General features: G+C 65.2%; 4 protein-coding genes. 3 read left to right on the top strand and 1 reads right to left on the bottom strand.

From position 1 onward, the window contains the following. Positions 1-179: 179 nt before the first annotated feature. Positions 180-8,138, bottom strand: coding sequence for a cadherin domain-containing protein (locus tag ACVWW1_RS33355; RefSeq protein ID WP_456658815.1), 7,959 nt, complete (start codon positions 8,136-8,138; stop codon positions 180-182). Between the two features lie 977 nt (positions 8,139-9,115). On the opposite strand from ACVWW1_RS33355, the gene ACVWW1_RS33360 reads away from it, so the two are divergent. From ACVWW1_RS33360 to ACVWW1_RS33370, 3 genes are all read left to right on the top strand, one after another. Continuing rightward, entirely contained in the window at positions 9,116-10,336 is a 1,221-nt protein-coding gene (locus ACVWW1_RS33360) for an efflux RND transporter periplasmic adaptor subunit (protein ID WP_456660732.1), read from the top strand. After that, positions 10,333-13,506, top strand: coding sequence for an efflux RND transporter permease subunit (locus ACVWW1_RS33365; protein ID WP_456658816.1), 3,174 nt, complete (start codon positions 10,333-10,335; stop codon positions 13,504-13,506). Before ACVWW1_RS33360 ends, ACVWW1_RS33365 begins: the two co-directional genes overlap by 4 nt. A 292-nt stretch (positions 13,507-13,798) precedes the next feature. Beyond that, the gene (locus tag ACVWW1_RS33370) at positions 13,799-14,989 is read left to right on the top strand and encodes an ABC transporter substrate-binding protein (protein WP_456658817.1); all 1,191 of its coding nucleotides are present in this window, start codon (positions 13,799-13,801) and stop codon (positions 14,987-14,989) included. Positions 14,990-15,119 lie beyond the last annotated feature (130 nt).

Consider the following 15,119-nt stretch of genomic DNA (forward strand, 5'->3'; position numbering starts at 1 on the left):
TTTTACGCGAAGTGCAACCTAAACGATTGCCGAAGTTTCGTGATTTTTTGTCTGGCTGCGTGACGCGCAGATGTCGTTGCGATGACGTTCGCTTCGCCACAACGACCGATGCGAATGCGGCGCGACCGAATCGCAACGCCTGCCGGATCGTTCCGGCAGGCGTTGCTCGCGCCGTTCGATCAAACCACCAGATCGTGATGGGTCTGGAGATGATCGGTCGGGTTGCCGCCCATGGCGGCATAGGCCGCCTCGTGGCCGACCCACCATGGCGTCGCGGCACTGGACTGCCCGCTGAACAGATCGGATAAAGTCTGCGTGTTCGTGGCCACATCCACGTGGTTTGTGTTGGTCTGCGACTGCGTCTGGGTCAATGACGAGAAGTCGAAGCTGTCGCCGCCGGTCACCTTGAGCGTACCGGTGGTCTGCAAAGTGGCGGTTTGCTGGTTCGAGGTTGAGGTGCCTTGCGTGGGCATCGCCTTTTGCAGGGCCGCATTGGATTGGGCGACATCCGAAGTAGTGGCAAGCCGGCGCTCGCCGTCGGCGATGCCGATATACATCAGGCTGTTGGCATCGGATGGCGAAACGGAGTCGGGGAGGCCGAGCACGTGACCCAGTTCGTGGACCACGGTGGTCAGCAGATCGAGATGACCCGCAGCCGCCGTCGACGGATCGGTCAAGAGATCGGTGCCGGCGGCGTTGACGGCGTGGGTGAATTCGAAATTGTCCGACGGGGTCGGGTCGATGAACCAGCCATGGCCGGCGGCATCGGCGTCGATCGTGATATGCAAGGCGCCTTCCTGACCGACAATCTGGCCGGCGAGGTCGGCGATGCTGAAGGTCGCGGCATGCAGGAGGGCGAGCTGCGTCGCGTTGGCGCCCGCACTCGCCCAATCGGCGATCGCCGCCGACACCGCCGAATTGAGCTCGGCCTGCGTCAGGTGCATCTCGCCGGTGCTCGGGGTCGACGCCTGAACGCCGCCCGCTTCGGCAAGCAGCGGCGCGACCACCGCGGGCAGCGCAGGCAGCGTGCCGACCAGCGTCGTCGTGCCGTTGCCGCCCGTGGTGTCGACGGTGATGCCGCCCGTGGTGCTGGTGTTGTCGTCGGTGATCACGCCTGCGGCGGTCCCCGATGTTGAACCGTTCTTCGAGAGGTTCAGATGGGTGCTGGCGCCGAAATTGCTCAACTCGACGTCGGTGGCGTAGAGCGTGCTATGGTTCAGCGTATTCTTGCTGCCCGTGCCGCCGGCACCCATGCCGATGACGACATTCGTCGTACTGGTGTCGGTCGCCGTCGCGCCGTTCTCGACATCGAGCGCCGCGAACGGACTGTTGGAGGTCGGAGACGACACCGAGTTGCCGTAGAGCGTGGCGTTGAGGGTCGAGCTGCCGTCGTTATTCTGCAGCGCGATGCCGGCGTCGCCGACGCCGGTGATGGTGTTGTTCTGGATCAGCGTCGTCAAGCTGCCGGCGCCTGCGTCGCGGACGAAGATGCCGTCGGAGTTGGATCCCACCTTCGCCGGGCCGATATCGTTGCTGGCGATGGTGCCGGACATGGTGCCGTTGTCCTGGCCCTTCGCCACGAAAATGCCGACCGTGTCGAAGGCGTTGGCGCCGCCGTCGGTCAGGATGTTGTGCGAGATGTCGAACGTGGTGGTCGCGGCGGAGACATTGCCGCCGGAGCCGCTCCTGATGTCGACCGCCGTGCCGCCGCCGGGAACGATCGCTTGGCCGTTGTGGAAGGTGTTGCTCCGCACTACGGCGTCCATCGACGAATTGTTGTTGGCGGCGAACGCGATGAAGTCGGACCGCGTGCCGGAAAACGTGCTGTTGGTCACCGTGTAGTTGGCGGTCGCGGAGTTGTAGACTTGGCCGAGGACGTTGTCGTTGCCGCTCGAGCCGATCAGGCCGAACGTGTCGCTGTCCATAGTCAGGCGGTTCAGCGTGCCGCTGGTGTTGTAGAGATCGACATTCTGGGTGAAGCCGCCCGAAATGCTCGATCCCGTGATCGACGCGGTGCCGAGCAGATTGTCGAACCGGATGCTGCTTTCCTCGCGGTCGCCGGCATTGGTGGTGCCGTTGGTGCCGCTGATCGCGCTGTTGGCGAGCGTGAAATTGGTGACGCCATTGCCGTAGATCGCGAAGTTGCTGAAGTCGTGCAGCGTCATGTCAGTCAGCGACACGTTGGCGGTGTTGTGCAGGAAAATGCCGGTACCGCCGTCGCCCGATGTGGTTTGCCCGCCGGCGTCGGTGCCGCTCAGGATGTCGCCGCCGGTCTTGTTGTTGATCGTGCCACCGGATCCCGCGGAGCCGGTCCCGGTGACCGTGAGCCCGCCGGCCGTTCCCGTCGTGTCGAGGATGATGCCGGCATTGCCCGACGAGCCTGTCGCCGAAATGCTCTTGAAGGTGAGATTGTCGGCGCCGATGTTGGTGTGCTCGACATCGAGGGCGGTGCCAGTCGTCGACGTGATGGTGTTGTTGCTGCCTGTGACGGTGATGGTGCCGCCATGGGTGAAGCTCAAGCCGGCACCGCTGGCCGTCTTGACCGTGATGTCGGACATCGTGACGGTGCCGACATTGTTGCCGTCGTCGCTGATGCCGATGCCGGTCGAGGCCGAGGTGTCGATGCTGACGCCGGTGATGGTGTGGCCCGACGTGCCGAGCAGGTCGATGCCGTTGTCGGCGCCGGTGACATGGATGACCGGATCGGTGCCGGAGCCGACATTCGCGGTCACCGCGGCGTTGGTCACCGGATTGGTGAACGTCAGGGTATGGCTGCCGCCGATCAGGTTGACGCCGCTGGCGAGGTTGATGCCGTTGGCTTCGCTGTAGGTGCCGGTGCCGTGCTCGAGCACGACATAGTCGCCGGAGCCGGCCGGATTCGCCGCGTTGAAGGCCGCGATCGAGGTGTAGGGATCGTGCTGGGTACCGAGGTTGAGGCTAGTGCCTGTCGTCGAGTTGTCGATGTAGAACACCTGCGGCACGACGCCGACATGGAAGGTCTGCGGGCCGGAGGTTTGCGCGCCGGGTGTGCCGGTGTTGCCGTTGTCGTTGACGTTGAGCGTGACGGTATCCGAGCCGGTGAAGCCGTCGTCGCTGTTGTAGGTCAGCGTCGCCAGCGCGGTATTGACCTGCGCGATGGTGCCGGTGAGCGTGACGGTGTGGCTGGCGTTGTTGGTGAAGCTCGCGAGCCCCGTGGTGTCGAAGCTCAGGGCCGCGTGGTTTGAGGCGATCGTCGCCGTGACGTTGCCGCTGCCGGCGTCGACGTCGGCGACCGACAGGCCGGCGATCGTGAGATTGGTGTGCGAGAAGGCGGTGCCGATCGAATTGTCCGCCGGCACCGTCGCGGTGGGCGCATCGTTGACGGCGGTCACGCTTCCCGTCGTCGATGCCGTCCCGGTGTTGTTGCCGCCGTTGGCGGTGCCGCCGTCATCGTGCACGGTCAGGGTATAGGAACGCGCGGTGGTATCGGGGTTTTCGCTGGTGTTGTTGAACTGGATCAGGTCGAGCGCCGCATTGTAGTGCGCCAGCGTGTCGGTGCCGGTGAAGCTGATCGTTTCCGTTCCGGCGGTGCTGCTGATGTCGAAGTGGATCCCGCCGATGTCCCCGCTGGTGCCGGCGTGCCCCGCGATTGAGAGCGCGTCCGACGGCTTCAGATCGTTCAGCACGAAGGTCGCATCGGTCAGGTTGTTGCCTTCGGCGTCTGATATCGTCAGGTTTGGCGTGATCGTCACCGGCGTCGAGTTCGCTGCCGGCGCGCCATTCGGCGGTTCGGTGAATCCGGCGATGGCGCCGAAGCTGATCACCGGCGCGTCGTTGACCGGCGTGACATGGATGGTCGAGGTCGAGGTGTTGCTGTCCAGCGAGCCGTCATTGACCGTAAAGCTGACGGTACGATCCGCCCCGGACGGATTGTCGCTGGTGTTGAAATAGGTGATGGAGTCGAGCGCGGCCTTGTAGTTCGCGACGCTGGAGGAGCCGGTCAACGTCAAAACGCCGGTCGCGGCGTTGTACGATCCGTTGATGCCGTTTTGGTTGATGAAGCCGAGCACGTCCTGGCCCGCGGCGAAGCCGCCGGTAATAGCAACCGTGGCGCTGGCCATGTTGGCGCTGTCGACGTCGGACACGTTGACCGACGTGTCGATCGCGGTCGCGGCCTGGTTCTCGATGTAGTTCAGCGTGCCGCCGGCTGACGTGACCGGCGGATCGTTGACCGGCGTGACGTTGATGGTGTCGGTGACTGCCGTGGAATTCGCGGCGCCGTCATTGGCTGTTATCGTCACCGTGCGCGCCAGGCCCGACGGGTTGTCGCTGGTGTTGAAATAGGTCACCGAGGCCAGCGCGGCCTGGTAGTTGGCGACCGTGTCGGTGCCGGTCAACGTCAGTTTGCCGGTCGCGGCATCGAACGTGCCGGTGATGTTGCCGATGGTGGTGAAGCCCAGGACATCCTGGCCGTTGGCATAGTTGCCGGTGATCTGCACGGTCGCGCCGGCCAGCGTGGTGTTGTCGACGTCGGTGACCGTGATCGCCGGGTCGAACGCGATCGCGACCTGGTTCTCGGTGTAGTTCAGCGCGTGGCCGGCGGTGACCACGGGCGGGTCGTTGACCGGGGTGACGTTGATGGTGTCGGTGACCGGCGTGCTGTCGAGCGTACCGTCATTGGCCGTGATCGTGACGGTGCGCGCCAGCCCGGACGGATTGTCGCTGGTGTTGAAATAGGTCACGGACGCCAGCGCGGCCTGGTAGTTGGCGACGGAATCGATGCCGGTCAGCGTCAGCGTTCCGGACGCGGCATCGAACGTGCCGGTGATCGTGGCGGTGTTGACGAAGCCGAGGACGTCCTCGCCGCTCACATAATGATCGGTGATCTGCACCGTCGCGTGGTCGAGCGTGGCGGTGTCGGAGTCGGTGACGGTGATCGCCGGATCGATCGGGGTCGCGACCTGGTTTTCCGTGTAGCCCAGGATGTGGCCGGCGGTGACGACCGGGGCTGCGTCGATGACAACCGCGATGGTGAAGGTCTGCTGGCTGTGCAGCGTGCCGTCGGAGGAATCGACCGTGACGTCGTAGGACGGATCGGCGGCGTGGATCTTGGTGGGGTCGGCGACCGTGACCTTGCCGGTTGCCGCATTGATGGTGAAGGCGCCACCGGAGGTATCGCCGACCAGCGAATAGGTCACGGCCGGGCCGTTGACGTCGGTCGAGGATGCCGTCACGCCGGTTCCCGAACCGACCGGTGCGCCGACTGCGACGCGGTTAATGGCGCCGTCGCTGTCGACCGGGGTCGATGGCGCGACGTCGTTGACGGCGATGGTGAAGGTCTGCGAACTCACGAGCGTACCGTCGCTCGCCTGGGCGGTGACGGTATAGGCGTGCCCGGCCGCGCTTTCGTAGTCGATCTTGGTCGAGTCCGCGACGGTGATGACGCCCGTAGCCGCGTTGATGGTGAAGCCGCCGCCGGACGTGTCGCCAATCAGCGAATAGGTCACGGCCGGGCCGTTGACGTCGACCGACGATGCGGTGATGCCGACGGTCGAACCGTTGGCCGCGCCTTCGGCGATCGAATTGGGGGTGGCGTCGGCATCGACCGGGGTCGACGGCGGGGCGTCGTTGACGGCGATGGTGAAGGTCTGCGAGCTCGTGAGCGTGCCGTCGCTGGCTTGCGCGGTCACCGCGTAGGAATGGGTTGGGCCGCTGCTCTCGTAGTCGATCTTGGTGGGGTCGGCGACGGTGATGACACCCGTTGTCGCGTTGATGGTGAAGCCGCCGCCCGAGGTGTCGCCGACCAGCGAATAGGTGACGGCCGGGCCATTGACGTCGGTCGATGACGCGGTGACGCCGACCGTGCTGCCGGCGGCGGCGCCTTCGACGACACTGTTGGCGGCGACGTTGCTGTCGACCGGGGTCGACGGCGCAACGTCGGTAACGGCGATGGTGAAGGTCTGCGAACTCGCCAGCGTGCCGTCGCTCGCCTGTGCGGTAATGGTATAGCTGTGAGCCGCGCCGCTGGTTTCGTAATCGATCTTGGTGGGATCGGCGACGGTGACGACGCCGGTCGTCGCGTTGATGGTGAAGCCGCCACCCGAGGTGTCGCCGGTCAGCGAATAGGTCACGGCCGGGCCGTTGACGTCGATCGCCGACGCGGTGATGCCGACCGTGCTGCCGGCGGCGGCGCCTTCGACGACCGTGTTGGCGGCGACGTCGCTATCGACCGGGGTCGATGGCGCAACGTCCGTGACAGCGATGGTGAAGCTCTGCGTGCTGGTGCCGCCCTGGCCGTCGCTGGCCTGCGCGGTGATGGTGTAGGCGTGGCCGGGCGCGCTTTCGTAATCGATCTTGGTGCCGTCGGCGACGGTGACGACACCCGTCGTCGCGTCGATGGTGAAGCCGCCGCCGGAGGCGTCGCCGACCAGCGAGTAAGTGACGGGCGGGCCGTTGACGTCGATCGCCGACGCGGTGACGCCGACCGTCGAGCCGTTGGCCGCGCCTTCGGCGATCGAATTGGCGTTGGCGTCGGCGTCGACCGGGGCCGACGGCGGCGCGTTGGTGACGCCGATGGTGAAGGTCTGCGAACTCGCGAGCGTGCCGTCGCTGGCGGTCGCCGTCACGGTGTAGGCGTGGCCGGGCGCGCTTTCATAGTTGATCTTGGTCGGGTCGGTGACGGTGATGATGCCGGTCGCCGCATCGATCGCGAAGCCGCCGCCGGAGGTATCGCCGGTCAGCGAATAGGTCACGGCCGGGCCGTTAATGTCGACCGCATGCGCGGTGATGCCGACCGCGGTGCCGGCGGTTGCGCCTTCGACGACGGTGTTGGCTGCGGCGTTGCTGTCGACCGGGGTCGATGGCGCCACGTCGGTGACGTTGATGGTGAAATTCTGCGTGCTGGTCAGCGTGCCGTCACTGGCCTGCGCGGTGATGGTGTAGGCGTGGCCGGGGGCGGTTTCGAAATCGATCTTGGTCGGATCGGCGACGGTGACGATGCCGGTCGCAGCGTCGATGGTGAAGCCGTGCGCATCGCCGACCAGCGAATAGGTCACGGCGCCGCCATTGATGTCGGTGGCGTGGGCGGTGATCCCGACCGCGGTACCGATGGCCGCGCCTTCGACCACCGAATTGGCCGTGACGTCGGTATCGGTGGGCGCCGACGGCGGTGCGTCGGTGACGCCGATGGTGAAGGTCTGGGTCGACGAGGTCGCGCCGGCGGTCGCGTGCACGGTGATGGTGTAGGCGTGGCCGGGCGCGCTCTCATAGTCGAGCTTGGTCGGATCGGCGACCGTGACGACGCCGGTATTGGGATCGATCTTGAAGCCGCCGCCGGAGGTGTCGCCGGTCAGCGAGTAGGTGCTTGCGGGACCGTTCGGATCGACCGCGGACGCCGTGATGCCGACCAGCGTGTTGACGGCGGCGCCTTCGACGACGCTGTTGGCGGCGGGATTGGTGTCGACCGGCGTAGAGACCGGAACGTCGTTGACGTTGATCGTGAAGCTCTGCGAGCTAAAGCCGCCATGGCCGTCGCTGGCCTGCACGGTGATGGTGTAGGCGTGGCTCGGCGCGGTCTCGAAGTCGAGTTTGGTGGAATCGGCGACGGTGACGACGCCGGTGTTGGGATCGATCTTGAAGCCGCCGCCGGACGTATCGCCGGTCAGCGAATAGGTGACGCCGGGGCCGTTGACATCGGCCGACGATGCGGTGATCCCGACCAGGGTATTGACGGCGGCGCCCTCGTTGACGGCGTTGGCGGCGGCGTTGCTGTCGACCGGTGTCGATGGCGGCGCGTTGCTGACCGCGATCGTGAAGCTCTGCGACGAGGCGAAGATGCCGTCGGTTGCCTGCACATTGACGATGTAGCTGCCGCCGGAGCTCTCGAAGTCGACCTTGGTGGGATCGGCGACCGAGATCACGCCGGTGTTCGGATCGACCTTGAAGCCGCCATGGGAGGAATCGGATGTCAGCGAATAGGTGACCGGAAGGCCGATCAGGCTGCTCGACTGCGCGGTGATGCCGACCGAGGTGTTGGCTGCGGCGCCTTCAACGACCGTGTTGGTGCTGGAATTTGGCGTCGGTCGGCGGCGCCAGGAAGCCCTGGATCGGCGGCCAGAGCGTACCGGGAGGGCAGCCGAGGTAGAGATACTGCAGACCATACGTGTCGGCGAACGCCTGCGCGGCCGGATCAAGAATGATATGTCCGGTCGGATCGAGGTGAAGTTCGGGGCGCGTTAAACCACCGATTGTATAGGCAGGTATGGTCGTCATGAGCACTCCTGCGACCGGCGTGGAAGCCGATCAATATTTACAATTGTTGGAGACGATGACGTGTGAAGCCGTTCACACGTTGAAGTTGATCGCCCGCGGCCGGCGATCGCGCCAAGCCGCCTGCAATTCGAGAAGGCCGCGATGTTCGCGGGGCCGCAGCATCAGCAAGATCAAATGCACTTGCCATTTACGTAGTCGCTTTCACACACTCGCGCCGCGACAAAACACTATGAATGTTCGAGAAAAATGCGGCCGGCCAAGAATATTCATGCTTTGGCAACCATGACCGTATTGGCGATACACCCTACCGGGTGTCAATGTGTGTCCGGATGACAACCGCGCCGTTAACGACGATTTCGCCGTGCAGCGGGAGGTAGAGTGTGGGAACCTGGCTGGTCGTGACGAAAGGTTCCTGTGCCAAGAGTAGAATCGGGGCGGTGTGACGAATCTGTGAAACGAACTCGCGCTGTGATTGATTCGAGACGATCTGTCTGTGACCTTGCAGCCTCGATAGGCCAGCTAAACTGCCCCTTTTCGTCGTCACGGTTTCGCGAGCGTGTCGTAAGGCTTTCAGATTGCGCAACTATTCGCTTGATCCGGCGGCCATCTTGAAGAGACTGGGGTGCGGCTACATCTGTGACGTCCGCTGCCGCGACATTGCGGTGGTCCAGCCGTGTTGAATCACCGCAAGTTTAATTGCGACTTTCGTAGCCCTGATTTGGTCGGCGTGCTTCGTGGTCTTTTGGGGGAGAGCGAATTGAGTTCGATTGACAGAACGGAGCGTCCGGCTCCGGTAACCGGCGTCGAGCGTCATTCGCTTCGCCGCCAGGGATTTGTCAGGGCGTGCCGGCGCGGCCTCGCGCCGATCGGGCTGTTGGCCGCGCTGGCGCTCGGCGGCTGCGGCGACAAGAGCGCGCAATCGCAGGCCGCGCCTCCGGCGCCGCCCGTGACCGTCGCGCAGCCGGTCAAGCGCACCGTTACCGACTGGGATGAATTCACCGGTCGCTTCGAGGCGATCGAAGAGGTTCAGGTCCGCGCCCGCGTCGGCGGCTTCGTCAACAGTGTCGAGTTCAAGGACGGTGCGATCGTCCACACCGGCGATCTGCTTTACATCATCGATCCGCGGCCGTTCGAGGCGGTCGTGCTGCAGGCCGAAGGTCAGCTCGCCGACGCGCGCGCCAAGGGGGAGCTTGCCAAGCGCGATCTCGAGCGCGGGCTCAATCTGGTGCAGACCAGCGCGGTCTCGGAGCAGGTCGTCGACCAGCGCCGCCAGGCGTTGCAGGCCGCGCGCGCCGCCGAGACACAGGCCGAGGGCACGCTGAAGGCCGCGCAGCTCAACGTCGAATTCAGCCATGTGCTGGCGCCGATCACCGGCCGCGTCAGCCGGCATCTGGTGACCCCGGGCAACCTGGTGCAGGGCAGCGAGAGCGGAGCGACGCTGCTCACCTCGATCGTGTCGCTCGATCCGATCTACATCTATTTCGACGTCGACGAGGCGACCTATCAGCGCAACAGCAAGCTGTGGTTCGAAGGCCGGCGGCCGAGCTCGCGCGATACGGCGAACCCGGTGCAGGTGACCCTGACCGGCGAGACCAAGCCCTCGCATGAGGGCAAGATGGATTTCCTCGACAACCGCCTCGACGTCTCGACCGCAACGCTGCGCAGCCGCGCGGTGATCTCGAACAAGGACCTCTCGATCCTGCCCGGCCAGTTCGGCCGCGTCCGCCTGATCGGCTCCTCGCCCTATGAGGCGCTGCTGATCCCGGATACCGCCATCGCCACCGACCAGTCGCGCAAGATCGTGTTCGTGGTCAAGGACGACAACACGGTGGAAGCACGAGCGGTCACGCTCGGACCGCTGGATGAGGGCTTGCGCGTGATCCGCGAAGGCCTCAAGCCGGAGGACCATGTGATCGTCGACGGGCTGCAACGCGCCCGCGTCGGCGCCAAGGTGACGCCGAAGATGGCCCAGGCTCCGGCCGACGCCAAGCTCCCGGCCGGCGACAAGCCCGCGGAAGCTGCCAAGCCCGCGGCAGGAGACAAGCCCCCGGCTGGAGACAAGCCGGCGGCAGGTGCCAAGCCATGAATCTCGGCAGGCTCTCTATCAACCAGCCCATCCTCGCGATGGTGCTGTCGATCGTGCTGCTGATCGTCGGCGCGATCGCCTATCCGACGCTGCCGGTCTCGGAATATCCGCAGGTCGTGCCGCCGACCGTCACGGTGACCACGCAGTATCCGGGTGCCTCGGCGCAGACCGTGTCCGACACCGTCGCCGCTCCGATCGAGCAGGAGATCAACGGCGTCGAGGACATGCTGTATCTCTACAGCCAGGCGACCTCGAACGGCCAGCTCACCATCACCGCGACCTTCAAGCTCGGCACCGACCTCGACAAGGCCCAGGTGCTGGTGCAGAACCGCGTCGCGATCGCGCAGCCGCGGCTGCCTGAAGAGGTCCAGCGCAACGGCGTCGTCACCCGCAAGAACTCGCCCGACATCCTGATGGTCGTGTTCATGCTGTCGCCCGACGACACGTTCGACCAGCTCTACATCTCCAACTACGCGCTGCTGCAGGTCCGCGACCAGCTTTTGCGGCTCGACGGCGTCGGCGACATCCAGATGTTCGGCGCGCGCGATTACTCGATGCGGCTGTGGCTCGATCCCGATCGGATCGCCAATCTCGGCCTGACCTCGGGCGAGGTGCTGGCGGCGATCCGGGCGCAGAACCTGCAGATCGCGGGCGGCCAGATCGCCGAGCCGCCGATCGCCGATCGCGCCTTCCAGCCGAACCTCGTCTTCACCGGCCGCCTCAAGGACATCAGGCAGTTCGAGGACATCGTGGTGAAGGCCGGCTCTGACGGCCGTACCGTGCGGCTGCGCGACGTCGCCCGCGTCGAGCTCGGTGCGCTGTCCTATGCCACCAACAGCTTCCTGCTGCGCAAATCGGCGGTCGCCCTGCTGGTGACGCAACGGCCGGGATCGAACGCGCTTGCCACCGCCAAGAGCATCTCCGACACGATGGAGCGTATGAAGGCGGGTTTCCCGAAGGGGCTCGACTACAACATCGGCTACAACCCGACCGAGTTCATCGCCCAATCGGTTCATGAGCTGATCAAGACGATCTACGAGGCGATGGCGCTCGTCGTCATCGTGGTGCTGGTGTTCCTGCAGGGATGGCGGCCTGCGATCATCCCGATCATCGCGATCCCGGTGTCGCTGGTCGGCACCTTCGCGGTGATGGCCGCGCTCGGCTTCTCGATCAACAATCTGACGCTGTTCGGCCTGGTTCTCGCGGTCGGCATCGTGGTCGACGACGCCATCGTGGTGGTCGAGAATGTCGAACGGCATCTCGAGCACGGCATGAGCCGGCGCGAGGCGGCGCTCAAGACCATGGAGGAGGTCGGCGGCGCGCTGGTCTCGATCGCACTGGTGCTGTGCGCGGTGTTCGTGCCGACCGCCTTCCTCGGCGGCATCTCCGGACAGTTCTTCCAGCAATTCGCCGTGACCATCGCGGTCGCGACCGCGATCTCCTGCTTCTGCTCGCTGACGCTGTCGCCGGCGCTGGCCTCGCAGATCCTGGTCCCGCACGAGGAGAAACGCCCGCCGGCACGCTGGAACATCATCGCGCGCGGCTGGGACAGCTTCACCGCGCTGTTCAACCGCGTATTCGACCGGCTGGCGCATGGCTATGCGGCGGTCGCCGACTTCGTGATCCGGCACACCGTGGTGATGGTCGCGATCTACCTCGTGTTGATCGGCAGCGCCGGCTGGCTGCTCGCGACCACCTCGCAGGGCTTCATTCCGGCGCAGGATCGCGGCTACGTCATCATCTCGGCGCAACTGCCGGGCGCCGCGTCGCTGGCGCGGACCACGGCTGTCGTACGCGAGATCGAGCGGATTGCGCTGGATACGCCCGGTATCGTTCGCGTCGCGGCCTTCGCCGGCTTCTCCGGCGCGACGCGCACGCAGGCGGGTAATGCCGCGGCGCTGTTCCCGGTGTTCGACGAGCCGGAGGCGCGCCTGAAGAAGGGACTGACGGCGACCGCGATCACGGCCGACCTGCGCAAGCGCCTGTCGGTGATCCAGGGCGCCTTCATCATCGTCATTCCGCCGCCGGCCGTGCCCGGTATCGGCACCGGCGGTGGTTTCACCATCCGCGTCCAGGATCGACAGGGGCGCGGGCCAGAATTGCTGGCGTCCGCGACCGACGAACTGGTGTTGGCCGCGCGCAAGTCGCCGAGCCTGACCTCGGTGTTCTCGCCCTATTCCGCGAACACCCCGCAATTGTTCGTCGATATCGATCGCGTCAAGGCGCAGAAGGTCGGCGTTCCCATCGCCAACATCACCGACACGATCGAGACCTATTTCGGTTCGACCTACGTCAACGACTTCAACCTGTTCGGGCGCACCTATCACGTCACGGCGCAGGCTGATCTGCCGTTCCGCAAGGAGACCACCGATCTTTCGCGGCTGCGCACCCGCAACGCCGCCGGCGACATGGTGATGCTCGGCAGTGTCGTGGACTTCAAGGACATCTCGGGCCCCGACCGTGTCGCGCGCTACAATCTCTACTCGGCGTCCGAACTGCAGGGTGAGCCGGCGCCGGGCGTCAGCTCGACGACGGCGCTCAACGCCATCAAGAAGCTCGCCGACGAAACCCTGCCGAGCGGCTTCTCGTTCGAATGGACCGATCTGTCCTACCAGCAGATCAACGGCGCCAACGCCGGCCTCTACGTGTTCCCGATCTGCGTGCTGTTCGTCTATCTGGTGCTGGCCGCGCAATATGGCAGCTGGACACTGCCGTTCGCGGTGATCCTGATCGTGCCGATGTGCCTGTTCGCGGCCACGATCGGCGTGCGCATCATGGGCCAGGACGTCAACATCCTGACCCAGATCGGCTTCGTGGTGCTGGTGGGCCTCGCCGCCAAGAACGCGATCCTGATCGTCGAGTTCGCGCGCGATATCGAGCTCGAGGGCAGGCCACGGCTGGAGGCGGTCATCGAGGCCTGCCGGCTTCGCCTGCGGCCGATCCTGATGACGTCGTTCGCCTTCATCCTCGGCGTGCTGCCGCTGGTGCTGTCGACCGGCTCGGGCTCGGAGATGCGCCAGGCGGTCGGCGTCGCGGTGTTCTTCGGCATGCTCGGCGTCACCCTGTTCGGCCTGGTCTTCACGCCGATCTTCTACATGGTGGTGCGCAACCTCGCGGAAGGAAAGAACGAGGGCAAGCCGAAGGAACCCGCAGCGAACGTGGCGGGGTGAGGGCGACCGGCATTCCGCAGCAGCGAGTGCTTCTCCGTCATCCTGAGGAGCCTGCGAAGCAGGCGTCTCGAAGGATGCACGGCCACCAGCCGGGCCGTCGAGCCTTCGAGGCTCGCCCAGCGGCGCAATTGCGCCGCAAGGCTCGCACCTCAGGGTGACGGAGCAGATATTGTGCGGACTTGCGTCGGCAGCCCATACTAACGGCTGAGCGGAAAGAGATGGGCAGGCGCGGGGTTATAAAATAATGTCGCGCCGATTTTTCCTGATGAGAGACTGCTGGGAGAGCACAAAAATGAAGTCGGGATTTTTGGCCGCGGTCGCGGCTTGCAGCCTGATGCTTGCGGCGCCGGCAGCGGCACAAGGTGTCAAGATCGGCATCCTGAACGATCAGTCCGGCGTCTACGCCGACTACGGCGGAAAGTATTCGCTCGAGGCGGCGCGGATGGCGGTCGAGGATTTCGGCGGCGAGGTGCTGGGACAGAAGATCGAGATCGTCACCGCCGACCATCAGAACAAGCCGGACCTGGCGACCGCGATTGCCCGACGCTGGTACGAGGTCGAGAACGTCGACATGATCACCGAGCTCACCACCTCGTCGGTAGCGCTTGCGGTGCAGGAACTGTCGAAGGAAAAGAAGAAGATCGACATCGTGGTCGGCGCGGCGACCTCGCGCATCTCGGGCGACGCCTGTACGCCCTACAGCTTCCATTGGGCCTATGACACCCGCGCGCTCGCGGTCGGGACCGGCGGCGCGCTGACGGAAGCGGGAGGCGACACCTGGTTCTTCCTGACCGCCGACTACGCCTTCGGCTACGCGCTGGAAAAGGACACCAGCGACATCGTCACGTCGAAGGGCGGCAAGGTGGTCGGCTCGGTCCGCGTGCCGCTCAACTCGTCGGACTTCTCGTCCTTCCTGCTGCAGGCGCAGAGCTCGAAGGCCAAGATCATCGGGCTCGCCAATGCCGGGCTCGACACCACCAACTCGATCAAGCAGGCGGCCGAGTTCGGCATCGTGCGCGGAGGCCAGAAGCTTGCCGGCCTGCTGATGACGCTGTCGGAGGTGCACGGTCTCGGGTTGGAGGCAGCCCAGGGTCTTGTCCTCACCGAAGGGTTCTACTGGGATCACGACGACGCCTCGCGCGCCTTCAGCGAGCGCTTCTTCAAACGCACCAACCGCATGCCGAGCATGATCCATGCCGGCACCTATTCGGCGACGCTGAGCTACCTCAAGGCGGTGAAGGCCGCCGGCACCAAGGACAGCGACGCGGTCGCCGCGAAGCTGAAGGAGCTGCCGGTCGACGACGCCTTTGCCAAGGGCAAGGTGCTCGCCAACGGCCGCATGGTCCACGACCTCTACCTGTTCGAGGTCAAGAAGCCGTCGGAATCGAAGAAGCCCTGGGACTATTACAAGCAGCTCGCCGTGGTGCCGGGCGACAAGGCGTTCTTCAGCGCCAAGGACAGCGGCTGCCCGCTGACGAAGTGACGCGCAGCTGACGTATCACGCAGCTCGCGACACAACATCACCGTCGTCCCTGCCTTGTGCGCAATTGCGCACTGGAGCAGGGACCCATAACCACCGCATTTTGTTGTGAGATCAGGCTGGGGCCCCAGCC

The sequence above is a fragment of the Bradyrhizobium sp. JR3.5 genome (assembly GCF_054057015.1).

What these genes read in the sequence shown, in the direction of transcription:
- ACVWW1_RS33355 (WP_456658815.1), bottom strand. Translation starts at nt 8,138, where the DNA reads ATGGTCTGCAGTATCTCTACCTCGGCTGCCCTCCCGGTACGCTCTGGC.
- ACVWW1_RS33365 (WP_456658816.1), top strand. Translation starts at nt 10,333, where the DNA reads ATGAATCTCGGCAGGCTCTCTATCAACCAGCCCATCCTCGCGATGGTG.
- ACVWW1_RS33370 (WP_456658817.1), top strand. Translation starts at nt 13,799, where the DNA reads ATGAAGTCGGGATTTTTGGCCGCGGTCGCGGCTTGCAGCCTGATGCTT.